Here is a 24,245-nt window from a genome sequence, read left to right as displayed (position 1 = left end):
GCTAATTCCCCCAGCGGCGAACGGTCGCCGGGATCGTCTGCGGAGTTCCGGCCACGAGGGCCATGGTCAGCACAAACCATACAATCGGATGGCGGATGATCAGGTGCGGAATGCCGAAGACGACCGTCGACGCAAGCAGCGCCAAAAGGGCGTCGGACTTTGCGCGCCATGCGGATAAGGTGGCCGAGCCGACGATCCACACGAGGGCCAGGACCGCGATCAAGCCCCCTTGCGTATAGAGATCGATGACCGTGCTGTGGGCCTCGAAAGGCCGCGGCAGAAACTGCTTGTCGACGATGGGCGGCCGTTCAAGGTGCGGGCCTGGGCCAAGGCCCAGCGACCCCGATTCCCCTCCCTTGCCCAACGCTTCATCCCAGAGAAAAAGGCGCAGCGCGGCGGTTTCCTCGGTCGCCTCCCCGCCTTTGTCCTTGGTAAGGCTCTTGGCGAAACTTTCGACGCTGCTGACCTCCGCGAAGGCATAAGGGGTCAACGACATCGCCAGCGGAAGGAATCCGACCATCAGCAGGAGTGCAACCTGCCGTAAAAGGCTGGTATTGCCGCCGCCGGCAGCAAGCCAAGTCCCGACACGCAGCGCAACAAATATCAGGCAGGTCAGGATGCTTGTGTAAAGATAGGTATCGCTCTTTGTCAGCCTGCCGACATAGAAGGTCAGGACAAGGCAGCTTAGTCCAAGCAACCTGCCCCATGGACTGCTGGTGGTCGTCGCTAGGTGCAAGGCCAGCGGACCAAAGAGTGCGCAATAGAGCGCGAGTTGGTTTGGATTCTCGGACCAGCCACGGAAGCGGTCCCAATACCAGGGATCGACGCCGGATTGGTGAATCCAACCCCAGCCAACCCCTATCTGAATGACGAAGCAGGCATTTGCGATGGCGATTATCCACCAGGCACTGCGACGCAGATGGACGCCAGCGTCGGGCTCTGCGGCTACGAGACAGGTGACGCAGACCAACAGCAGGTAGGCTATCGTGTCATGCAAGAGCGGATCCAGGTACAGCACCGTTGTCAGAAAACCAACGATGGTACCCACTCCCAGGGTAAACGTCAGGATCAACCAGAAGCCAGCGAGCTTGGCCAGGGCCGGCGTCGCTTCCAGACGACCTCCGGCGAGGATCCGACCGATCGACAGCATGATCCAAAGCACGAGGAACAGTTCGCCATATCCAAACGGCAACCTCGGTATGTCGAGTTGCGTCGCATAGGACATTGCGACACCGCATGCCAGGAGCGCGTTGCGTATCATTGTCGCGCCTCGCCCAATTGCGGGTTTCCCGCCCCCTTTGCCGTCGAGATCGCGGGCGCCGAGTTGCCGTGGGTTCTGCCAGCGAGGACATCCTGGTACAGGTCGCAATACTGGTCGACGACGCCCGAAAGCCCAAACCGCTCGCGGACAGATTCGACGGAACGGGCGCCCATCATTTTTGCGCGGGCGCGATCGGACAGGACGTCGATTATCCTGGATGCAAGGCCGTTTGCATCACGCGGTGCGACGAGGTAGCCGTTCCACCCGTCTTCGACCACGTCATTGCAACCGGGCATCCTTGAGGCCACGATTGGCAGTCCGGCCAATCCGGCTTCCAGCAGGACGCGCGGGACACCTTCACGATACTGCGTGGGGAAGGCGAACAGATCAGCCATGGCAAGGAGGGCCGGAATATCCCGCCTCGGTCCAAGGCTGATCACATAAGGAGCGTAGCGGTCGATCTCTGCTTTGTCGACGGCGAACTGACCCTCGGATTCACGCGGGCCGACAAGAACGAACCGTGCATTAGGCCTTTCGGAGAGGATGCGGGGGATCGCCTCCAGCAGGGTCGGTATCCCCTTCTGGCGGGTCAATCGACCGACAAAGATGATGACCTCGGCGAACTGGAGTCCAAGCTCCTCGCGCATCGTCGCCGGCGAGGGACCGCTATGCCTCGCCACCGCGAACGCATCCGCATCGATTCCGGAACCGGCGATCAGCCGTCCCTTCTCCCGTCCGACCAGCCGATAGCGATCGAAGAAAGCCTGGTCATCCCGGTTCTGGAAGACGGTTACGGCTGTCCAGAAGGACGCAAGCCCCTGCAAGCCGCAAAGGACTGGACGCAAAGCCAGAGCCCGCGGCTCCCGCGAGGAGAAGGTCCAGCCAAGGCCATTGATCGTGCGGACAACCGGCACCTGTCCACGCATCGCCAGCGGCGTCAGGACGTTGGGCTTGGTGTCGAAACTTTGGACGATGTCCGGCCGCAGCTCGGAAATCAACCTGCGGACCGAGCGCAGAGCGCTCCATCCGCCACGGCCACTGGTAAAGCGATCGAACCCAAATCGGCGATGGGGAATGCCATGCGGTAAAAAGGCGGAGCCATCGTCACTGGACAGCGCTGTGACCCGAAATCCTCTTTCGCGCAACGCCGTCAGGAACGGGATTCTCAAGGGGTGATCCACGCCCCCCACGCAAACCAGGTGCGGGCTCATCCTGCCTCTCCCGAGTGCGCGCGGTGCCTCGATCGCACGAAGTGGCTGGCGTCTGGATTTGCTCTCATGGCCGGTCTGATCGCTTCCGTCCGAATAACACCCAACCCACGCTAGGGGCATGCTTGCCCACTGTCCTCGTCCGTTTGAATGAAGCAGAGTGCGTTCCGACAACGCGGCGAAGCGCCGGAACTGTTTCGGCGGCTACGCATCGGATCAGCCACCGACAGCGCGCCGAATTTGTATCGCATTCCAGGAACGACGGAACCGCCGTGGCAGGGACGGATCGCCACCCCAAAGGCTCGCTCCAGCCGCACGACTTCCCGCCGCGACCCTGCGCCTGATCACCTATTCTGACCAGGCGATAGCGGTATTTTACTTGTCGCTAACATGGCCTTCACGTAGGCAGACACAGGGCTTGGGCGAATCAGACGAGGGAAATCGGATGACAACGCTCCACTACACATCAGGGTCAGGCGGACTGGGCACCAACATTGCAGCGGCCGGATTCAATCTGGTTGATGTTCAATCCGTTGCTCAGCTCAACGCCCTGCCGGCTGGCATGAAGGGGCTCGTCTGGCTGGATGAGGTCAATGGGACATCATCCTCCTTTATCCAGAAGGTCACCCCATTCATTGGCAACCCGAATCTCTACGGATTCTTCCTCGTCGACGAGCCGGATCCCACCGGCAAGTGGGGGACCTATGCTTCCGCCGCGAATCTGATGGCGGAATCCGACTGGATCCACTCCCATCTGCCTGGCGCCAAGACCTTTATCACCATGATGAATATGGGGTCTTCCGCGAACCCGGACTTTACCAACACCTACAATCCCGCCAACACGCATATCGACTACTACGGACTGGATCCCTACCCGGTGCGCACAGGTACAACCACGATCGACTACAACATGATCGACAGAGCCGTGACCGCGGCAGTGGCGTCGGGCATCCCGGTCAGCCAGATCGTTCCCGTCTATCAAACGTTTGGAGGCGGCAGCTACACCACCGACACTGGCGGCCAATATGTGATGCCCACCGCGTCCCAGGAACAGACCATGATGGACCACTGGGCCTCGCTGGACCCGTCTCCCGCCTTCGACTATGCGTATGCCTGGGGTTCGCAGCAAGGCGACACCGCGCTTGGAAGCGATCCGACACTGCAAGCCTTTTTCCTTCAGCACAATCTCCAGGGTTCCACCACACCGCCACCCAGCCCGCCACCTCCGCCCCCGTCTAGTCCTCCGCCCCCAACCAGTGGCGGTACTTTCTATGGCACCCACGGCGCGGACGTTCTTCAGGGAACCACCGGCGCCGACACGCTGATCGGCGGCGCCGGCAACGACACCTACTACGTCAACAATGCCGGCGACAGGGTGATGGAGGCGATCGGCGGCGGCACGGACAAGGTGCTTGCCTCGGTGAGCTATGCTCTCTTGCCTGGCTCGGAGATCGAGTTTCTCGCTACCGCAAACCGATCCGGCACCACACCAATCAACCTGACGGGCAACGAATTCGCCCAGACCATCCAGGGCAATGCCGGCGCCAACGTCATCCACGGTGGCGGCGGCGCCGACACGCTGACTGGTTTTGGAGGCAAGGACGTCTTCGTTTTCAACACCGCGCTCGGCACCGGCAATGTCGACAAGATCACGGACTTCAGGGTCACCGAAGACAAGATCCAGATCGATCACACCGTGTTCAAGGGACTCCAGCCAGGTGCTCTGCCAACGGAGGCATTCCACATTGGCTCGGCTGCGCACACCAGCAGCCAACACATCATCTACAACAGTTCGACCGGAGCGCTGTCTTTCGACAACGACGGCGCCGGCGGCGCACATCAGATACAGTTCGCCGTCCTTTCTCCGCACCTCTCTCTCACGGCATCTTCATTCGTTGTGACCTGAGCCCTTTCGGCGAAACGCTTGGCTCTTGGGATGGATCCGACCGAGCGTTTCTCGAGCATTGCGGTGTTACGAACGCATACGGCACGGATCATCGGCAGGCGCAACGCTCGGGTTCGACACTTGCCCGCAGCCGCCTAATCGTGAGCGACGAGCGCAGTTGGCTGCTGATCATGCGTCCGCGCAAGCGCTGATGCCAAATACATGAATGGTGCAGTTTGCGGGCGCCGTGCACAAGTCGCCGTCGCTGTCGATTTTCAAGCGTCACCGTATGGTGTCAGCGCTCGTTGGGAAAAGGCCGTAGCGGTCTTCGGCCACATCGTACAACAGGCGTGGAAGCCGACGCATTGATCCGGTAAACCCCACAGGCGTTCTCGGCCAGCAAGTTCGCCGACAACTGTTGCGCCAAGCCGGTTACGCGAAGTCTATCCAGGACCGCTCCTTCGCCCGCTTTGAGGTCTCGTTGCCCGCGAGGTAGACTGCTCGCATGACCTTCAGGCTTATCTTCCTCGGCACCTCGGCCAGCGTGCCCTCGGCTGAGCGCAATCACCCGGCGCTGCTCGTTGAAGCCGGCGGTCAGCGGGTGCTGATCGATTGCGGGGAAGGCACCCAGCGTCAGCTTCTGCGCAGCGGCGCCGGATTCAGGCGACTTGATCGCCTGCTCCTCACGCACGCGCATTTCGACCATGTGCTCGGGATTCCAGGCTTGTTCTCGACGCTTCGGCTCCGGCAGAGCGATGACCTTGTTACCATTCATGGCAGCGCAGATACTCTCGACGTCGTCGCCCGCATGCTCGCTGGCCTGTGGGGTGAGGGACGCGCGCCGATCCCGCTGCAACTCGTGCCGCTTGTCCCCGAACGCGTGTTCGAGGTGGATGAGTTCACGGTCGACTGCTTTCAAGTCCGCCATCGCGACACCGACAGCTACGGCTTCGTGTTCGAGACACCGGCGCGTCGTCACCTCCGTCCGGACCGCTTGGTAGCTCTCCGTGTGCCAGACGGTCCGATCCGGAAGGACTTGGCCGAAGGCCGCTCAATCTCTCTCCCCGACGGCAGAACGATTGCTCCCGAAGCCGTCCTCGGACCACCCGAAGCTGGCAAGAAGCTGGTCATTGTAGGCGACACCGAAACCACCGATGGATTGGCCGACAAGGTGAGCGGCGCCGACCTGCTGGTCATCGAAGCCACATTCCTGGAACGAGATGCGGCGATGGCGCGCGACTACGGACATCTAACGGCTGCGGAGGCGGCATCGCTGGCAGCGACCAGCGATGTAAAACAGCTCGTCCTTACGCATATCTCCGGCCGCTACCCCGACGAAGAAATTCTCGCGGAAGCCGTCCGGAGGTTTACGAACAGCCTTATCGCAACGGATTTCACGACCCTTACCGTCTGATGGCAGAGCCATGACATTCAGGATTGGCATCATCTCGGACACGCACGGCTTGCTGAGGCCGGAGGTGGTGCGTCGCCTGGCCGGGGTCGACCACATCATTCATGGAGGAGACATCGGCCGCCCCGAGATCATCACAGCGCTTCGTTGTATCGCCCCGGTTACCGCAATCAGAGGAAACGTGGACACCGGTTGGTGGGCAGTGGAATACGCAGAAACCGAGCTCGTACGCCTCGCCGGGCGAGCAATCCATGTGCTTCATGATCTCAAGACGCTGCAGATCAGCCCCGTTGTCCAGGGCATCGATTTGATCGTGTCCGGTCACACGCATGTGCCGAGGATGGAGACAGTGGATGGCGTGCTTTATTTGAATCCGGGCAGCGCCGGCCCGCGACGGTTTAAGCTGCCCGTCACCCTTGCGACGGTCGACATTACTCGAGACAGCATGCAGCCGTCGATGCAGAGCTTGGCAATCGGCTGATCAATTCGCGCACGCTGACAGCCAGTTGTCAGCTTCGTCGTGGCATATTGCGTTTGGGATAAGCCTGCGGCGGCTTCACGCTCGCTGGCTTCAACGCGGAAATGCAGACACTGATGAAAAAGATTGCCTTATCGCTTTTCGTGATCGCTTCCTCGGGCGCCTATGTCTGGGAACAGGCGGGCAAGGTCCCCAGCGGCGATGCAATTGACACGGCAGGCCCTGCCAATACCGCCGTGGAAACTGTGCAACAGCTGGTCGGCCCGGCGCCTGCACCGGCCGCTGTGATTGCGGCGCCTGCCACGCCCCCACTGGCGATCAGACAGGTAGAACCTTGGGCGACGCCACCGGCCAAGGTTGGCATCGAAACCACGGCTGCGATCGCTGCGCCCATTTCGAAGCTATCGGCCGTCGCAGAACCGACAGTAGCCGAAAAGTCGCCGCTTGCAGTCGGCCGACCGCAGGCTTCCGTGGCGCCTGCCCCACCGGCGAAGCAGATGCCGGCTGAGCGCGTCGCCGATGCCACGCCGCAGACTGCAACGTTCGCCGCAACCCCTGCGGTCTACATACCCATTCCCCAGCCGAGGCCGGATTATCCGCAACCAACTGTCCGCATCATCAAGGCGGGCATGAAGCCATCCGTGAATTCAGGCATGAAGACGGTCGGCCACGGTTTTGCCGATGGCACATATGCCGGTCCTGTCGCCGATGCCTATTACGGACTCATCCAGATCCAGGCCTCCATCCAAGGCGGCCGTCTCACATCCCTGAAAGTGCTGAAATACCCGAATGACCGCCGCACCTCGGTCAACATCAACCGGCAGGCTTTGCCCATGCTGCGTGACGAAGCAATCAGCGCGCAGAGCGCCAATGTCGACATCATTTCGGGCGCAACATTGACCAGCAGGGCCTTCAGGCAGTCGCTCGCCGGCGCATTGAAGCAAGCATCGTCCTAGGTCTGTGCGCGAGACCAGGATATTGATGGGCATGCCCATCACCGTCGATATCGCCGGCGCCTCGGGTGCCGAGCTTGTCGACGCGGTCTTCGACTATTTCGGGCACATCGACCGGCGTTTCAGCACCTACAGAACCGACAGCGAGATTTCGGCCATCAACCGTGGTGACCTTCCGGTCCGCGATTGGAGCGGCGAGATGATGGAAGTGATGGCTCTTGCCGAACGCACCAAAAGCCAGACGGATGGATTTTTCGATATCCGCAAGCCCGACGGTTCGCTGGACCCGTCGGGCATCGTCAAGGGCTGGGCCATCCGCAATGCCGCAGAGATCGTTGGCAGGGCCGGTGTTGGCGATTTCTTCATCGAGGCGGGCGGCGACATCCAGTCCTGCGGCAGGAATGCTTCGGGCCTCGACTGGAGCGTCGGCATCCGCAATCCCTTCAATGCCGACGAGATCATCAAGATCGTCTACCCGCGCGGGCACGGCGTCGCGACGTCAGGCACCTATATACGCGGACAGCACATCTACAATCCGCATGGGATGGACGGCCCGATCACCGAGATCCTCAGCTTGACCGTCATCGGATCGGATGTGTTCGAGGCCGACCGTTTCGCCACCGCCGCCTTCGCCATGGGCCGAGATGGCATTCTTTTTCTCGAACAGACGCCGGGCCTCGAGGGTTACGTCGTCGACAGCAACGGCCGTGCCACACCGACAAGCGGCTTCGGAGCCTTTTGCCAATCATGATCAAGGCCATCGACCGGTTTCTCGACCATCAGACCATGTACCGGCTGGTCCTCTACTACTTGATCGCCTTGCTGGTTGCGGCCCTTGTGCTCGGTTTCTTCAAGCTCGTGCCGCATGATCCGGTCGCGCTGGCCTTCACGACAGGATTGATGCTGGCCGCCTGCTGGATCACCAACAAGGTTTTCGCGGCTGTCTTCAAGGTTCCGGCCAACAGCGAGTCCGTCTACATCACCACCCTCATCCTGGCGCTTATCCTCGATCCGGTGGCAGCCACCGACCTCAACGGGATCGGCGCGGTTGTGTTCGCTTGCGTCTGGGCGATCTCGTCCAAGTTCATTCTCGCCATCGGCAGGAAGCACTTGTTCAATCCAGCGGCACTGGGCGTTGCGCTGACAGCGTTGCTTCTCGACCAGCCGGCCACCTGGTGGGTCGGAGGCAATTTGCCAATGCTTCCCGTCGTACTTGGCGGCGGCCTGCTCATCGTGCGCAAGCTGCGCCGGGTCGATATCGTCGTCACCTTCGTCGCCGTCGCGCTGGCCACGACCCTTTCAACGACCGAGCCGTCGCAATATGCGACCGCACTGACGGAGACGCTTGGCTCGTCGCCGCTGCTGTTCTTCGCCTTCGTGATGCTGACAGAGCCGCTGACAGCGCCGACGATGCGCTTGCCACGCATCGCCTTTGCCGCGATCGTCGGCTTCCTGTTCGCCCCCAACATCCATGTCGGTTCGTTCTACTTTACGCCGGAGTTGGCGCTTCTTGCGGGCAATCTCTTTGCATACGCCGTCAGCCCCAAGGGACGCTTGGTGCTGACGCTCGAACGCATCGAACGATCGGCGGTCGACAGCTACGACTTCATCTTCAACTCACCGAGGAAGCTCGCCTTCGAGGCAGGCCAGTATCTTGAATGGACACTTGGTCTCGACCGTTCGGACAATCGCGGCAACCGTCGCTATTTCACGGTCGCATCGGCGCCCACCGAGCAAACTATACGACTTGGCGTCAAGTTCTATCCGCGATCGAGCGCCTTCAAGCAGGCGCTTGGCGCGATGAAGCCGGGCAGTACGATCCATGCCTCTCAGCTTGGCGGCGACTTCACCTTGCCGGCCGACCCCGAAACCAAGATCGCGTTCCTGGCCGGCGGCATCGGCATCACGCCATTCCGCTCGATGTTGCAATATCTCATCGACCGCTACGAAAAGCGCCCTATCGTCATTCTCTATGGAGCCGAGACCCAGCAGGACATCGCCTATCGCGACGTCCTCGGCACGGCAAAAAGAGAACTGGGCGTAAGGACGGTGCTCGCCGTCGCCAATGGAGCCGAGCGCGGCCAATATCCTGGCCACATCGACGCGCGTCTCGTGCGCCTCGCCGTCCCCGACTATCTGGAGCGGATATTCTATATTTCCGGCCCACAGGGCATGGTCAAGGCGCTGCGCAAGAAGCTGCTCGCCATGGGCGTTCGTCGCTCCAGGATAAAGGTCGACTATTTCCCCGGCTTTGCGTGAGTGCCGCCGTGCCGGGGCAAGGCGATGGTTACCACCAGGCCGGGATCGGCATTGGCCATTGTCAGGCGTCCGCCATAGGCTTCGACAATATCTGAAACGATGGCGAGGCCGAGGCCGCTGCTACCGCCCTTGCTGTCCAGTTGCACGCCGCGCGAAAGGGCCGTTTCCCGGTTCGCATCGGGAATCCCCGGGCCATCATCGGCGACCGCAATGCTCACCTCGCCGACCGTCGCAAATGCGCTGACCTGTACTGACGATTTTGCGAAGCGAGCAGCATTCTCCACCAGATTGCCCAGGATCTCCGACAGATCGCCTTCATCGACCGGCGCCATGAAATCATTATCCACGTCGATCACGAATGCGAGCTGCTTGCCCCCCGGCGTGCGCTTGATAACGGCGACAACGCCCGCCGCGGCTTCCCTGACCCGACACGATGCCTTGCCGGAAACGCCGGGTGCCAGGCGAGCCCGGGCCAGTTCTCGCTCGACATGGCGGCGGATCGCTCCGGCGCTCTTCTCGATCTCGTCGGCGAGTTCGGTTTCGCCCTTCTTGCGCAAGGCCCGAATGTCAGCCGACAGCACCTGCAGTGGTGTCTTGAGACCATGTGCCAGGTCAGCGGCTCGGCCCCGGGCTCGCGCGAGGGCCTTCTCCTGCGCATCGAGCAGACGGTTGATTTCGTCGGCGAGCGGCTGCACTTCGCTCGGCGCCGCTACGTCAAGGCGCGCCGTCCTTTGCGCTATCACGTTTCGAACTGCGATCCTCAGGTTTTCCAGCGGCGCAAGGCCAACGGTGATCTGGATGAAGAAAGCCGCCATGAGGCCTGCGGCCAGCACGATGAGCGCAGGCACGAGATCACGGACATATTCATCCACCGACACTTCCACACTGTGGTGGTCTTCCGCCACGGTGGCGCGAAAGGATCGGCCGTCAGCATCGGTGATGGTGCGCTCGACGGCAATGGTGAGTTCGCCTCCGGGACCTCTCAGCTCCTCGATCTTCCTTACCTCGCCGCCGCCGCCCCGAACGGGCAATGCCAGCGTTCCGTCCCAGAGCGAACGAGAGCGGACCAAACTTTGGTTCGCAACGTCCGACACCTGCCAGTAGTGGCCGGACAGCGGATTGTTGAAGCGCGGATCGGTCAAATCCGACTGGACAAGAAGGCGACCGTCTTTTCCGAAGCTGGTCGCGCCGATCAGTTCGTTGAGATCAACCGTCAGTTCACCGACGATACGCCGCTCGACATTCTTCTCAAACAGATACCGAAGTCCCAATCCGGCAATGGCAAGAGCAACCAGGATGGAGATGGTTGCCGCCGACCAGAGCCTGAAGCGGATGGAGTTGCCCATCAGGGAGGCCCGTCGGGCATGTAATATCCGAATCCGCGCCGCGTCTCGATCACGTCGTTGCCGAGCTTGCGCCGCAGGCGGGCGACAATGACCTCGATTGCGTTGGGATCGCGATCATTGCCGGAATCGTACAGATGCTCGGCCAGTTCGGTCGGCGCCACCACGCGCCCGGCATGGTGCATCAGGAACGCCATCAGCCGATATTCAAGCGGCGACAACGCGACGGGATCGCCGCGCAGCGAAATACGCATCTGGCGTGTATCCAGCACCAAAGGCCCGGATTTCAAGACCGGTGTCGCCTGGCCGGCCGAGCGACGCAAGATCGCGCGCAACCGCGCCAGCAGCTCTTCCATTTCAAATGGCTTGGGCAAATAGTCGTCGGCGCCAGCGTTGATGCCTTCGACGCGCTCCGTCCATAGCCCCCTCGCCGTCAGGATCAGGACGGGAAAGCGGCGCGCATTGGCCCGCCAGCGCTTCAGCACAACCAGGCCATCGAGCTTCGGCAATCCGAGATCCAGGATCGCCGCGTCGTAATTCTCGACGTCGCCCGCGAACCAGGCAGCCTCCCCATCGCGCATGATGTCGACAGCCATCCCAGCCGTCTTCAGGACAGCCGCGATGTCGCTCGCGATTCGCGGCTCGTCTTCAGCAAGAAGTATCTTCATCGGTCGCCGCCCCTGCCGCGCACGAGGACTCCAGCTCCGGCGTCCACATCCACAATTCTGCGGCGGCCGTCGGCGGAAACGATCTGGAATCGATAGACCCACCTGTCCCCCGCCCGGATGAAATCGATGGCCACGATGTCGCCGGGAGCCTCGGCGTGAACCAGTCCCAGCAGGTCGGACAGACCCTTTATTTCGCCACGTTCGTAAAGGTCGCGCGCCCGATCGTGATCGCCGTCATCATCGAAGTTCGCGCGCGCGGCGAGCGGCCAACTCACGACGAGCCCGCAAAGACCCACCATCACTAGCCACTTCAATATCGATTTCATCCAGGGACCATGTATCCAAGTCCGGAACCACAGCAATACCACGCTGCTTGCATATAACCGGTGTAGGCAGGACGACGATCAGGAGCCACGTGTCACGGGCAGCATTCGCTTGAGCACATCGTCCTTCCAGACATAATGATGCCAAAGTGCTGCAACGGCATGCAATCCGGCAAGGATGAGGATCAGGTTGGCGCAAAGGCTATGCAGTTCCCTGATGAAACCGGCCGTGGCGCGATCCGCGGAAACGGGAGCTGGGATGGTAAAGAGACCGAAGAAGCTCAAGGCATCGCCCCGATACCAGGTCAGCAGGATGCCGAGAACGGGTATGGCCACAAGCAGCGCGTAGAGCAGAAGATGCGCAACCTTGGCCAGCAACCGTTCAAGCTGTGACATTTCCAGCGGCAGACCCGGCGTTCCAAGCGCCAGTCGCAGGCCGATGCGCACGACAACCAGCATGAAAAGCAGCAGCCCGAACGAAATGTGAAGCCACCAGACGAACGCGCGACCGGGATCACCGCGTGGGAAGATATCGACGACGTAGGTCAGGCCATAAAGGCCTATGACTAGCAGAAAGATGACCCAGTGAACGGCTTTCTGGGAGTTGGCATAGGTAGGATTCATCCGAGGATTCCAGTTTTGAACATTTTCTAAGGCGGCAGCGATCTCGTCAAAGCTTTGTCCGGTGGGGGACACCAGGACGAATTGTGCTTGCAAGAACAATGGTCATAGTCAGTTGCCTGCGACAATTCCCGTTGATGATCACGCATAGTCAGCTTTCGTATGACGGCGAACTGTGGATCATCGAACCTGTCAGGACGCTGACAAACGACCCCGGATCTCGCCCCGGGCGCTGCCGCGAGGCCAGGGTCGTGCGGCCCTACAGCATGTCGCGGCGAATAGGATTCGCCCGATCTGCTGTAAGCTTCTGATTTTATGCATGTCGTTATCCCGGAACCGAGGGCACTTCCGGGCGACATGCATTAGCGTCTGTGTTTCTCGGTGCGAGCTGCTCTCGCCGCCACCTCGTTCAAGCCTTCGGCAGGGTAATGGGGCGGCTACCCTTGTCATACAACCAACGTTTGGTGAACTCGGAAGCGACAACGTAGAGAACTGTGATCGCAACCAGCCCGGCCAGCACAGGCAGAGGCAGCGGAACGAACCCGAACCATGGAGCAAGCGGGGTGTAGGCAAGAGCGACCGCGACGACCGCCAACATCGCCGACCGTCTTGGCATCACCGCCGGTACGGTCAAAGCTGGTCCTTCGCGTCTGGTTCGCGGTGGCTCAGTTGAGTCCGGAGACGACGCCCCCATGTACGGGCAGGATCACTCCGCTCACGTAGTTTGCTGAAGACGCGAGCCATGCGACAGCCTCCGCGACATCGTCCGCAGTGCCAAGCCGTCGCAGCGGGATCTCCTCAAGCACGGCGGCCGTTGCGGTCCCCACGTCGGTGCTGCGTGACCGAGCGATGAGTTCGAGTTCATGTGCGCCCATGTCAGTGTGGATGAAGCCCGGCGCGATTGCATTGACTCGGATGCCCGTCGGCCCCAACTCTGCAGCCAGAAGTCGAGTGAGACCGACAATCGCATGTTTCGAAAGAACGTAGGCCCCGTAGCCCGGTTGTGCCGCCAGTCCGAGCGTCGAGGCAATGTTGATGATGGTGCCCTGTCCTCCCCGGGACAGGTGCGGGATCGCCGCCTGGCACATCTTGACGGTGCCCAGGACATTGATCTCCCATGAGAGCCGCCAGGCACGGTCCTCTATGGTTTCGAAGGCGGCAACGCCAATGCCGGTGCCGGCGTTGTTGACCAGAATGTCCAGCCTTCCATGCGAGGCGACCGCGGCGCCGATCGCGGCGTCTATCTGCTGTTGATCGGTTATGTCGCACGCGACCGCCGTGGCCCCAACCCCGTGGTCACGCGCCATTCTTGCCGTTTCTTCGAGGTCCGCCATCGAATCGCCCAGACCGATGCCCTCGATCAAGATGTCCGTTCGCTTCTGGCCGACATCTGTGACGACGATGTCGGCCCCGGCCCGGGCCAGACGCAGCACGATGCCGCGTCCTATACCGTGTGGGCGACCGGCGCCGGTGACCAGGGCAACCTTGCCGACCAGCGGCCTGTCAGCGGGGATCATCGCGTCATTCATGCTTGGCTCGGTCCGAATCCCGACCCGCCTGCGCCACAACGGACGCATCGCCGGGTTTACGGGTTGGATTGTGGTCAACGACTTCATCTTCGCCGATCAGGGCGCCCAAAAGGGCCATGGACCAGCCCGCCGAACCTCCACCATCGACGTTGAGCGCCTGGCCAGTCATGGCCTGTGAGAGGGGCGAGGCCAGGAACAGGATGACAGCGGCGACCTCGTCCGCCGTCATCACCTTTCCCAGCGGCGAGGAAAGCCGGCTCAGCGCCCGTTCGGCGGCGGCATTGGCCTGCGCGTGCAACATCGGGGTCTCGACCGAACTTGGGCAGATGCAGTTCACCCGGATGCCACGCGGGCCGTATTCCATCGCGGCAGTCTGGGTCAGCGAGATGACCGCGGCCTTTGACGCCGCATAGGATCCATAGCCGGCAATGCCGACCATGCCGGCCAGTGACGCCGTATTCACGATGGTACCGGTGCCTCGCATCCAGCGCGCTCCATGCTTGATTCCGAAAAGCGTCCCCATGGCATTGACGGCCATCATGCGCTGAAAATCTTCCGCGGTGGTCGCGTCAATGGTCACCTCGCAGGTGACGCCGGCGTTGTTCACCAAGCCATGGATCGACCCCGTGATCGAGCCGGCCTCGCGCATGAGCGCCGCGACGCTGGCCTCATCGGACACATCGACGCGCACCGCGTGTCCGCTCAAGCTTTCCGCGAGATCCGCACAGTCGGCCCGATCCGCCAGAACCACCTTCGCCCCCGACCGGGCAAGAGCCCTGGCGGTCGCAGCCCCGATCCCCGACGCCGCACCCGTAACGACGATCACTTCGCCCGAGAACAGATCGGTCACGTTGCGAACCTTCCGTATCGTTCTTCGAGAGACGGTTGACTGAACTTCGCACGGACCTCATCCAGGATGTCGCAGTAGGTGTGAATGTCGACATAGGTCGCGTGGCGTGGAGTGTCGATGTACTTGTGGCCCCCTCGCAGGTCTGGACGATGCTCGCGCTTCATCCGACGGAATTCCTCTTTCTGCGCGCCGGCAAGCGAAAGATCCATGGCGATCAACTGCGCCATCGCCTCGAAGTGCCGGTAAGCAGCGTCAGCAAATTCAATGAATCCAACGACATACAAGGAGTCGACGTTCCGGTTGAAGATATTCAGATACAAACTGGGGTGATTGTCCTTCCACTCGAACAGGCTTTCATCAAGGAACGGAAGACGGTAGTCGTAGCCGGTTGCAAGCACGATCAGGTCGATCGCCTCGCGCGTGCCGTCAACGAATATGGCGTCACGTCCTTCGAGCCGGGCAATGTCGGGCTTGGCCTTGATGTCGCCATGGCGTAAATAGTGGACGATCTGGTCGTTGACGATCGGATGCGATTCGAGAGCCTTGTGATCCGGCTTGGCGATGCCCAATTTCGTCACATCGCCGACAATGCCATCCAGGAGCTGGTCAAGGTCTTCAGGCAGCACAAATCCGGCCGGCGGCTTTCCGCCATAATTCGAGAAGACGTCCAACGTCACCCCGAAAATATGTTTGGGGACGAAGCGATAGCCGCGACGGAAGCTGATGAACGCCGCCTCCGCACTGTTGGCGGCGTCGCAGGCAATATCGACGCCCGAGTTGCCCGCGCCGACGATCAGCACACGCTTTCCGGAGAATTCGGCGGAGTCATAATAGGTGGAAGAATGGCGGATCTCGCCCGTGAACCTGTCCTGACCGGCTAATTTGGGGACATTTGGATGCCAGGTTACGCCTGGAGCCGCGATCAGAGCCCGATAGTGTCTGGCTTGACCGTTCGCCGTAACAAGCCACGAGCCGTCCGGCTGCAGTTCGGCCTGCTCGACGCGAGAGTTGAACTGAACCAGTTTGTCCAGTCCTTCCTTCGCGGCGAAGTCCCTGATGTACCCGAGGATATGGCGCCACGATGGATAATCCGGAAAGGAAGCGGGCATCGGGTAGCCATTGAAGCCGCTGGTGTAACGCGAACTGATAAAATGGCAGGTCCGATAGATTGGACTGCCTTCATTCTCGGGATCCCAGATGCCGCCGACCGCCGAGTGCTTTTCGTAAATGTCAAACGGGATGCCCGCATATCGGAGTTGGCGGGCGGCGACCAGACCCGAAGGTCCGGCTCCAATGATGCACACGCGGTCTGGAGCAGTGGATTTAAACGCAGTCACGTTGGACTCTGTCATCGCTTTTCTCACTGTTGCTTTGGGTAACTTTCAATGGAACCGTCAATGTTCTGGGATGGCGTCGATGTCGGAGAATGTCCCGATTGCGGCGTAGATGGTCGGTCGGTTCGATCGCAGCCACAGCGCGTAGGCGGCGCCGAACAGCGCAACCGCTAGAAGCACGAAGGGCACGATGTAGATTGCGTCGCTGGTTGCGCCGGTCAGGACCTTGAAATTCTGAATGGTCAACGCGGAGGCGACGATCAGCGCAACGGCCGCGATCGCGGGGCCGATGATCACCATCGACTTGGCGGCCGCGCCATGCTTCCAGAAATAGGAAACGATGGCGATCGAAGCTGCGGCCTGAAGAATGAAGATGCCCAGCGTGCCTAGGCCGATCATCGACGTGGTCATCTGCAGGTAGGGGTCCAGGCCTAGTCCCGCGTAGAAGATGATCGCCACCACCGTAATGGCTGTTTGCACCAGGCTGGCCCGGCTCGGCGTCTTGCGGACTGGGTGGGCGTGGCCGAGCCAATGCGGCAGCAGCCTCTCCCGGCCGATCGCGTACATGTACCGGCTCGCCGCATTGTGAAGCGCAAGCTGCGATGCAAACAGGCTGGTGACGACCGTGAGCGAGAGCACGACGGAGAGGCCTTTGCCGACGAACTGATCGCTCAGCATGAAGTAGACGCCGCCCTGCATGTCCTTGGCCACATCCGCTGCCTTGTCGATACCCAACGCGCCGATGGTGACCCAGGACACGAGCGCAAAGAACAGCGAAACCACGATAACCGTCAGATAGGTTGCCTGCGGAATGCTCTTCTGAGGGTCGGCCGTCTCCTCGGCATAGATTGCGGCCGATTCGAAACCGATGAATGACGACAGCGCGAACATCAGACCCAACCCGACCGAGCCGGTCGTGAAGATTGCGGTGGGGTCCAGCGACACCAACGGAAAGGCGGCAGCGCCTTTTTGAGCAATGATCGCCAGCACAAGGACAAGCAGGATTCCGAGTTCCAGCGCGATCAGGATCCGCAGGATCGAGCCTGCAAGTTCGGCGCTGCGATAGCCCAGAACGGCAATGATAGCCGTGGACACGAACGCGAACAGCCACCACGGCACGTCAATTCCCGCCATATCGTGCATGTTGAGCGACGCGAAGTAGCCGACCCCGGACACCAGCGCCAACGTCATCGCATTGTAGGCAACGACAGCGACCAGACCTGCCCCTGAGGCCGAGGTGCGCCCCAGGCCCCGGGCGATGTAGTCATAAAAGCCGCCGGCGCCCGAGACATGCTGGCTGATGGCGGCATAGCCGACCGAGAACAACAGCAGGATAATTCCGGCAAACACATACATGACCGGCGTGGAGGCACCCGCCCCCAGGAACAATGTCAACGGCACCATCCCGAGGACAGCGCCCAGTGGCGCCGCGGCTGCCACCACCATTGCTACAACTTTGAGTGTCGACAGATTGCCACTCAACGCGCCACCTTGAACGTGCTGCGTCATGACCGGAATCCTCCCCTTTGTTGTCGAAGACAGTTGCGAAGATACATTTCTTTGACTTGGTGATGTTAATCATGGTCAGTTGACCAAGTCAATCGACCATGTCATACGACCTAAACGACGGTCGGCGGGTTGCGGAACGTTGGCCTTTGGACGTAAGACGCGGCCAGCCAATCGCTTCCAAGCAAGGAGATCTCATGATGGCCCGCATTGCCGCGGCGGAGCGCAGACAGCAGATCCTGGAAGCCGCCTTTCGTGTGATCTATCGTGATGGGGTAAGCGCCGGTTCGACCCGTGCCATCTGTCTGGAAGCTGGAGTGCCTCAGGGCGCTTTCCACTATTGCTTTCATTCGAAACGGGAGATGCTCGAAGAGCTGATTACAATCGCCGTCAAGGATCTGGCAGAAGCGTCCGTGCCTTCCGCCGATTTGCCTGAAGGCGCCAACTTCGTGCACTCGATGTTGATCGGGCTCTGGAGGGAAGTCCTTCAGCATCCACAGCGTCAGTTGCCGCTTTTTGAACTGACCCTCACGGCCTTGCGTGACCCTGATTTGGCGGACCTTGCCCGGTGGCAATACCGCACGTATTTCGAAACTATGGAGACGACGCTCGGAGACATCGAGCGTGCCCGCAAGATCGAATGGACGATTCCTCGGCCTCGGCTCGCACGGATGATCGTGTCAGCTTTTGACGGGCTTGTACTGGGATGGCTTACCGATCGGGACGACCAAGCCGCGGAGGCCGCTCTGGCAAGCTATGGCACTGCATTCGCAAGTTTGTCGAAGCCGATTGAAGATTAAGCGGATCGATGGCGCGGCCTGGCGAACATTAGCGACGCAAGGAACACTCCCCGACTTTGTCAGCCCCTTGTTACGGCAGCTCATTTCAGCTCTCCCAGGCCGAGCGCAACCACGATGATGGCGCCCTTTGCCATCAATTGAATGTCGATCGGGACGTTGAGGATATTCATCCCGTTGCTGACGACGCCGAGGAAGAGCAGCCCGACGACAGTGCGAGCGACCGAGCCACTGCCGCCCGCGATGCTGGTTCCACCGAGGACGACAGCCGCGATAACGTCCAGTTCCGTCCCGAATGGCCCGTAAGTCGCGGCGGCGGTATGCACCTGCGAGGACTGGACTATGCCGGCCAAAGCAGCACCCAAGCCGGAAATGCCGTAGATTGTCACCTTGGTGGCAGCAATCTTATGGCCACTGAGATAGGCGGCGCGTTCATTGTCACCGATTGCCGCGACAAGAAGGCCGAGCGGCGTACGGCGCTGGACGAAGATCATCGCCAAAGTCACCGCCACAAACAGGATGATGGAGAACGGCAGTCCGAAAAGGGTACCGGTGCCGATAAAGGTAAAGGCCGGCTCGTCGCGAATTAGGTGCAGGTCCGGACCGCCGAGGATCAGCGCCGCGCCGCGCACCATACTGAGCGTGGCCAGTGTGACGATGATAGGCGGCAGTTGCAGGAAGGCGACAATCGCTCCGTTTACCACGCCGATCGCCAAGCCAAGCCCCAGACCCGTGGCAAGGACAATGGGCAGCGGCATACCCGCCTGCATGGTGAAAAACGAGACCAGGCCGGCCGTGGCCAGCACAGGCCCGACCGAAAGGTCGACGCCGCCGGTCATGATGACGAAAGTCGTACAGACTGCCATGATTCCGACCAGCGTCATCTGGCGCACGATGCCGATCAGATTCTCCGGCTTGATGAAGGCCGGCTGGGCGATCGAAAAGACGATGACGATGACGAGGATCACCAGCGGCAAGGCATGGGGAACCAGGCGGCGCCCGACCGCTCCAGCGGAAACGACCCTCATGCCGCGCTTTCCCCGATATCGCGGATGATCTCAGCGCGTGTGACCTTGTCGGCATCGTGAACGGCAGTGAGTTTGCCTGCCACCATGATGGCGACGCGGTCGGCTATCGTCATGACCTCCTCGATATCGGAAGAGACGACGAGAACCGCGGCGCCGCGATCGCGTTCGGCACGAAGCATGGCATAGATTTCGGCCTTGGCGCCGACATCGACACCCACTGTCGGTTCGTCCAGTATAATGAGGCGGGGCGAAAGGCTTAGCCATTTGCCGATCAGTACCTTTTGCTGGTTGCCGCCTGAAAGCAGCCGCACCTGCTTGTCGCCGTCGGGCGGCTGGATGTCGAGGCTCGACACCGAACGGCGCGAAGCATCGGCCATCTTGCGCCGATCTAGCAGGCCGAAGCGGCGGTAGCGGCCCAGCGCCGACATTACAAGATTTTCGGCCACGGAAAGGCCGAGCATCAAGCCGTCCCGGTGCCGGTCCTCGGGCACAAATCCGATGCTGGCGCCGATCGCCTGCGAAGGGTTTCTGAAGACGGCCGGTTTGCCGTCGAACTCGACGCTGCCACTGTCGAAGCGGTCGGCGCCAAACAGGGATCGGATCAGTTCAGTGCGTTTCGAGCCAATCAGCCCGGTAATGCAGAAGATCTCGCCGGCGTTGACATCGAAACTGATGTCTCGGAAGAGGCCGCGCTTGCCCAGTCCGCGGCATCGCAGCCGGACAATCCCGTTGCCGCGCGGGATGCGCTTTGCCAGCGACGCACCGGCCGAACTCTTGGCGAGATCGTCGCCGACCATCAGCGCGACGAGACGCGGTCTGTCCATGTCGGCCACATCGACCTCCGCAATGACGTGGCCATCGCGCATCACCGTCATGGTGTCGCAGACGGCGAAAATCTCATCGAGCATGTGACTGATGTAGACGATGCCGACGCCGCGAGCCTTGAGGGCGCGGATGCTGGCGTGCAGCTTCCTGACATCGGCGGCGGCCAGCCAGCCGGTGGGCTCGTCCATCAAGATCACCTTGGCGTCGAGTGCCAGCGCCTTCAGGATCTCGACCTCTTTCTGCTTGACGGTAGGCAGGGCTGCGACGGTGGCATCAAGATCAAGGTCGATCGCGAAACGTTGCATCAGTTCCCGCGCCTCTCGGCGCTGGCGCTTGCGGTCGACAAACCCGAAGCCCAGGGTCGGCTGGCGGCCGAGAAAGATGTTGTCGAGGACCGGCATTGCCGGAGCGAGGTTCGAGTGCTGGTAGATGCAGGCCACGCCGCGTCGGATCATCTCAGGCGGACTGCCGAGGCGCACCGGTTCGCCGGCCATCTCGACGCTACCTGCCGTCGGCATGACGGCGCCGGTCAGGATCTTGATTAGCGTGGATTTCCCTGCGCCGTTTGAGCCAATGAGCGCGCGCACCTCGCCGGCGCGCACGCTCAGATCGGCGTCGTCGAGCGCGACGAGGTTCCCATAGACCTTGCCAAGCCCAATGCCACGGATCAGGGGCGGTTCCACCATCTCAGGCTCTCTCGGCCAGGAAGACGGCGGTGCGGCGCTGCCGCCGCACGACCAGCAATCGGTCATAGCCGATGGCGCCGAGCAGGATTGCGCCGGTCAGGATCTGCTGTACGAACTGGGAAACGCCAAGCAGTGTCAGTCCGAGAAGGATCACGCCGAGCAGGAACGCGCCGATGGCGGGCCCGAACACCGATCCGACGCCACCCGATAGGCTGACGCCGCCGATGACGGCAGCGGCGATGGCCGTAAGCTCCATGCCGGTACCGAGCGCTTCGGTCGAGGTGGTGAGCCGCGCCACCAGAATCAATGCCGCTATCCCGGCGCAGAATCCGCAGATTGCGTAGGCCGCGATGGTCGTGCGCCGGGTGTTGATGCCCGCCAGCCTCGCTGCCTCCAAATTGCCGCCCACCGCGTAAATGTCGCGACCGAACCTCGTCGTGATCAGCACACTCTGGAACACGGCCAGCAGCGCGAGCATGACGAAGAATGACAGTGGGAACCATGGGAACTTGATGAAACGCGACAGGCCGACCGCGGAGCCAAGGTCGTAGTACGTCTCAAGGTCGGTGATCCAACGGTCGGTGATTGGCGTTGTCGAAAGTCCACGCACCAGTTGCCGGCCCGATATCGAATAGACCAGGCCACGATAAACGGCGAGCGTAGCTAGCGTGGCGATGAAGGGCTGCAGCCGCAGATAAACGATCAGTGCCCCATTCAGTGTGCCAGCCAGTGTGGCGGCGGCAAGAGCGGCCGGCAGCACCAGATAGCCGGGAACATGGAAGATCAGCGTCAGATCGAAGGCGACCATTCCCGCCAGCGCGACGATCGCGCCGATGGAGAGATCGATGCCGCGAAGCAGAATGGGGAAGGATTGGCCGATGGCCAGAATAGCCAGGAACGAGAACCCCGACATCAGGTTTTCCATATTGCTGGCGGTGGCAAAGCGCGGCGCGAAAAGGCTGAAGAACAGGAATGTTGTGCCGAAGAACAGCAACAACGCCAGGGTGGTTGGCCGTACGCTCATCGTCACTCGCCTCAAGGGATTCGTAAAAAGTGGGCCGTGGCTGTTGCGGCCACGGCCCAACACGCTGGAGTGGAGATTACCAGCGCTGGGAGGGCTGAATCTGGCCGACAGTGTCCTTGGTTGCGATGACGTAGGGCATGAGCAGATGTCCCTGCTGGCCGAACGCTGTCGCGGGAACAAGTCCGGTGGCGAGCACTGTCGCCGCAGCCGCGGCAAGCCGGCCCTGCTGGTACACATCCGTGTACTGGGTGCCCGTCAGATCGCCGGCGGCGATGGATTCAAGCGCGTCGGTTTCGCCGTCATTGCCGAAGATGACGAGCTTGCCGACAAGGCCCTTTTCTTTTGCCACGTCGACGGCACCGAGCGCCATGGAATCATTGACGCCGTAGACGCCGCCGAGATTGGGATTGGCCACGAGAATGGTGTTGAGTACATCCTGCGCTTTCTTGCGGTCCCAGTCCGCAACCTGGTCAGCGACGATCTTGATGTCTGGATGGTGCTGCTTCAAGCCATCCACAAAGCCGTTGGTGCGCTGGTCGCGGATGATGATACCCGGAGGTGCGTTGAGGATCGCCACCTCTCCCTTGCCGCCCATGGCGTCGCCGAGTGCCTTGGCGATGTCCATGGCGCCGAAATAGTGATTCATTTCTACGTGCGCGGCGTGTGCTTCCGTGGCATCGATGTTGAGCGTGATGACGGGAATGCCGGCGCGCTTTGCCTTGGCAATGGACGGCGCCAACGCAACGCTATCAATCGGCTGCAGGAAAATGGCGGCGGCGCCCTGGTTAATCAGCGTTTCAATGAGGCTAACCTGCACTTCAACCTTGTTTTGGCCGTCGAGCAGTTGGTAGTCGATGACCTGCTGGGTCTTCAACACCTCTTCGATGCCCTTCGACCATGCGGCAGGCACAGTATGCGGCTGCCACTGGATAAAGCTCATCTTGATATTGGTCGCTGCGCGAGCTGGCTGGACTCCGACCGAGCCTGTCGTCACGTCGATGCCGCCAAAAAGACCGGCGGCGGCACCGCCGATGGCTGCCGAGCCAAGGGCAAGGCCTTTCAGAAAGTTGCGTCGTTGGTCGTTTGTCTTCGTCGTAGCTTCAGTCATGTCTTCCTCCCTGGTGTTAAGTCTTGTCTGTGCAGTTTCTTCCAAGTGGCTGCGTCCGTTTCGATCCCAGAAATGGCTCCTCATGCGGTGCCTCCCACGAGGATGACCGCTTTGATCAAGCCCGACTTCTCGTGCGCCCAGCGGGCAATGTCGCGGGGGCTTTCTTCGAGCGTCGTTTTGTGCGTGACCAACTTTGCCAACGGGATGGCACCAGCTTGGATCGAAGCCGCGACGTGATCGAAATCGGCGCGGGTGGCGTTACGGCTGCCGATCAGCATCATCTCGCGCTTGTGGAATTCAGGGTCCGAAAATCTGATCTCGTCCTTGACGATACTAACCATGACGAGCGCACCGCCATGCGCAACATGCGCAAAGGCGGATTGGACGGAGCCGGTATTGCCGGTGGCGTCGAAAACGACGTCGAAGCCTTCGCCGTCGGTACGCCCGCTCAATGAAGCGCTCGCTGTTGCAAGCAGGTTGTCGACCACGGCGAACCCGAGTTGTCGCTCGGCGAAATCCAGTCTTGCGCGGCTAACGTCGAGCACTGTCACTTCATGACCGGCGATCCTGGCGAATAGAGCGGTGCCAAGCCCGATCGGGCCGGCGCCGATGACGAGGGCGCGCTTGCCAAGGCCGGCTTGAGATCGGCGCACGGCATGGGCGCCGATAGCAAGGAATTCGACCGCGGCAGCATCGGCTAACGACAATCCATTGGTCTGGTAGAGATTACCCGCGGGAACCAGCAACTGCTCGCACATTGCACCGTCGCGATGGACGCCGAGCACTTCTATGGCGATGCAGCAATTCGGCTTTCCTTGCCTGCACGCCACGCATCGGCCACAGGCAATGTACGGATTGACGATCACCGTCTGCCCGGTTCTCAGTCTGGCGCCTTCGCCTATCTCCAGAACCGTTCCCGATATCTCGTGACCCATGACGCGCGGATAGGCGAGGTAGGGATGTTTGCCTTCGAAGATATGATAGTCGGTGCCACAGATGCCGACATGGCTGACGCCAACAAGAGCCCAGCCGGCCGGCGGCGCATCGGGCCAGGGCCGGTCTTCCAGGGCGAGCTCGCCCGGAGCAAGACAAACGACGGATTTCATTGCAAAAAACCACTGTTTTATGCGTTTCGAGCAGTGCGGATG

23 protein-coding genes are annotated in these 24,245 nt (G+C 61.1%); 7 read left to right on the top strand and 16 right to left on the bottom strand.

Going from position 1 to position 24,245, the window contains the following annotated elements:
* Position 1: 1 nt before the first annotated feature.
* Positions 2-1,225 carry a polymerase gene (locus C7I87_RS32800; protein WP_246696513.1) on the bottom strand — a complete coding sequence of 408 codons (1,224 nt, stop codon included), beginning with the start codon at positions 1,223-1,225 and terminating at the stop codon, positions 2-4.
* 32 nt (positions 1,226-1,257) lie between these two features.
* Entirely contained in the window at positions 1,258-2,472 is a 1,215-nt protein-coding gene (locus C7I87_RS32795; RefSeq protein WP_149908109.1) for a glycosyltransferase family 4 protein, read from the bottom strand.
* A 442-nt stretch (positions 2,473-2,914) separates the two neighbouring features.
* Here C7I87_RS32795 and C7I87_RS32790 point away from each other — a divergent pair, with 442 nt between their 5' ends.
* From C7I87_RS32790 to C7I87_RS32765, 6 genes are all read left to right on the top strand, one after another.
* Complete coding sequence (locus C7I87_RS32790; RefSeq protein ID WP_149908099.1) at positions 2,915-4,375, top strand: calcium-binding protein; 1,461 nt, start codon at positions 2,915-2,917, stop codon at positions 4,373-4,375.
* A gap of 484 nt (positions 4,376-4,859) precedes the next feature.
* Positions 4,860-5,768: an MBL fold metallo-hydrolase gene (locus C7I87_RS32785; RefSeq protein WP_149908098.1), complete on the top strand. Its 909-nt coding sequence runs from the start codon at positions 4,860-4,862 to the stop codon at positions 5,766-5,768.
* Between the two features lie 10 nt (positions 5,769-5,778).
* Positions 5,779-6,246 (top strand): metallophosphoesterase family protein, encoded by a 468-nt coding sequence (locus tag C7I87_RS32780; protein ID WP_149908097.1) that lies wholly within the window; start codon positions 5,779-5,781, stop codon positions 6,244-6,246.
* A 113-nt stretch (positions 6,247-6,359) separates the two neighbouring features.
* A complete protein-coding gene (locus C7I87_RS32775) occupies positions 6,360-7,199 on the top strand; it encodes an FMN-binding protein (RefSeq protein WP_149908096.1) in 840 nt (279 codons plus the stop codon).
* A 31-nt stretch (positions 7,200-7,230) separates the two neighbouring features.
* Positions 7,231-7,947: an FAD:protein FMN transferase gene (locus C7I87_RS32770; RefSeq protein ID WP_246696511.1), complete on the top strand. Its 717-nt coding sequence runs from the start codon at positions 7,231-7,233 to the stop codon at positions 7,945-7,947.
* The gene (locus C7I87_RS32765) at positions 7,944-9,455 is read left to right on the top strand and encodes an RnfABCDGE type electron transport complex subunit D (RefSeq protein ID WP_149908094.1); all 1,512 of its coding nucleotides are present in this window, start codon (positions 7,944-7,946) and stop codon (positions 9,453-9,455) included. The genes C7I87_RS32770 and C7I87_RS32765 overlap by 4 nt, the downstream gene beginning before the upstream one ends.
* Here the strand turns inward: C7I87_RS32765 and C7I87_RS32760 are convergent.
* The 9 genes from C7I87_RS32760 to C7I87_RS32720 form a co-directional block, all read right to left on the bottom strand.
* Positions 9,434-10,597, bottom strand: coding sequence for a sensor histidine kinase (locus tag C7I87_RS32760; RefSeq protein WP_246696510.1), 1,164 nt, complete (start codon positions 10,595-10,597; stop codon positions 9,434-9,436). The two genes, C7I87_RS32765 and C7I87_RS32760, sit on opposite strands and share 22 nt — an antisense overlap.
* A 203-nt stretch (positions 10,598-10,800) precedes the next feature.
* A complete protein-coding gene (locus C7I87_RS32755; RefSeq protein ID WP_149908092.1) occupies positions 10,801-11,466 on the bottom strand; it encodes a response regulator transcription factor in 666 nt (221 codons plus the stop codon).
* Positions 11,463-11,792: a PepSY domain-containing protein gene (locus tag C7I87_RS32750; protein WP_149908091.1), complete on the bottom strand. Its 330-nt coding sequence runs from the start codon at positions 11,790-11,792 to the stop codon at positions 11,463-11,465. The genes C7I87_RS32755 and C7I87_RS32750 overlap by 4 nt, the downstream gene beginning before the upstream one ends.
* Positions 11,793-11,870: 78 nt before the next feature.
* Positions 11,871-12,506 (bottom strand): cytochrome b, encoded by a 636-nt coding sequence (locus tag C7I87_RS32745; protein WP_246696509.1) that lies wholly within the window; start codon positions 12,504-12,506, stop codon positions 11,871-11,873.
* Between the two features lie 313 nt (positions 12,507-12,819).
* A complete protein-coding gene (locus C7I87_RS32740; RefSeq protein ID WP_149908090.1) occupies positions 12,820-13,008 on the bottom strand; it encodes a hypothetical protein in 189 nt (62 codons plus the stop codon).
* A gap of 67 nt (positions 13,009-13,075) precedes the next feature.
* On the bottom strand, positions 13,076-13,939 hold the full coding sequence (locus C7I87_RS32735) for an SDR family NAD(P)-dependent oxidoreductase (protein ID WP_188394095.1): 864 nt from the start codon (positions 13,937-13,939) through the stop codon (positions 13,076-13,078).
* A complete protein-coding gene (locus C7I87_RS32730; protein WP_188394094.1) occupies positions 13,932-14,789 on the bottom strand; it encodes an SDR family NAD(P)-dependent oxidoreductase in 858 nt (285 codons plus the stop codon). Before C7I87_RS32730 ends, C7I87_RS32735 begins: the two co-directional genes overlap by 8 nt.
* A complete protein-coding gene (locus tag C7I87_RS32725) occupies positions 14,786-16,141 on the bottom strand; it encodes a flavin-containing monooxygenase (protein WP_149908087.1) in 1,356 nt (451 codons plus the stop codon). Before C7I87_RS32725 ends, C7I87_RS32730 begins: the two co-directional genes overlap by 4 nt.
* A gap of 42 nt (positions 16,142-16,183) precedes the next feature.
* A complete protein-coding gene (locus C7I87_RS32720) occupies positions 16,184-17,632 on the bottom strand; it encodes an APC family permease (protein WP_149908086.1) in 1,449 nt (482 codons plus the stop codon).
* A gap of 194 nt (positions 17,633-17,826) precedes the next feature.
* Between C7I87_RS32720 and C7I87_RS32715 the strand changes: the two genes are divergently transcribed.
* Positions 17,827-18,429, top strand: coding sequence for a TetR/AcrR family transcriptional regulator (locus C7I87_RS32715; RefSeq protein WP_188394093.1), 603 nt, complete (start codon positions 17,827-17,829; stop codon positions 18,427-18,429).
* Between the two features lie 80 nt (positions 18,430-18,509).
* On the opposite strand, the gene C7I87_RS32710 is transcribed toward C7I87_RS32715, so the two are convergent.
* From C7I87_RS32710 to C7I87_RS32690, 5 genes are all read right to left on the bottom strand, one after another.
* Positions 18,510-19,454 carry an ABC transporter permease gene (locus C7I87_RS32710; protein WP_149908084.1) on the bottom strand — a complete coding sequence of 315 codons (945 nt, stop codon included), beginning with the start codon at positions 19,452-19,454 and terminating at the stop codon, positions 18,510-18,512.
* Positions 19,451-20,965, bottom strand: coding sequence for a sugar ABC transporter ATP-binding protein (locus C7I87_RS32705; RefSeq protein WP_188394092.1), 1,515 nt, complete (start codon positions 20,963-20,965; stop codon positions 19,451-19,453). The genes C7I87_RS32710 and C7I87_RS32705 overlap by 4 nt, the downstream gene beginning before the upstream one ends.
* A 1-nt stretch (position 20,966) precedes the next feature.
* A complete protein-coding gene (locus C7I87_RS32700) occupies positions 20,967-21,989 on the bottom strand; it encodes an ABC transporter permease (protein WP_188394091.1) in 1,023 nt (340 codons plus the stop codon).
* Between the two features lie 76 nt (positions 21,990-22,065).
* Positions 22,066-23,097: a sugar ABC transporter substrate-binding protein gene (locus tag C7I87_RS32695; RefSeq protein ID WP_188394090.1), complete on the bottom strand. Its 1,032-nt coding sequence runs from the start codon at positions 23,095-23,097 to the stop codon at positions 22,066-22,068.
* Between the two features lie 80 nt (positions 23,098-23,177).
* The gene (locus tag C7I87_RS32690; protein WP_149908080.1) at positions 23,178-24,203 is read right to left on the bottom strand and encodes a zinc-binding alcohol dehydrogenase family protein; all 1,026 of its coding nucleotides are present in this window, start codon (positions 24,201-24,203) and stop codon (positions 23,178-23,180) included.
* Positions 24,204-24,245: the final 42 nt, after the last annotated feature.

It is taken from the genome of Mesorhizobium sp. SARCC-RB16n, assembly GCF_008520305.1.
GTDB lineage: Bacteria > Pseudomonadota > Alphaproteobacteria > Rhizobiales > Rhizobiaceae > Mesorhizobium.
This window is presented reverse-complemented; position numbering and strand designations above follow the sequence as displayed.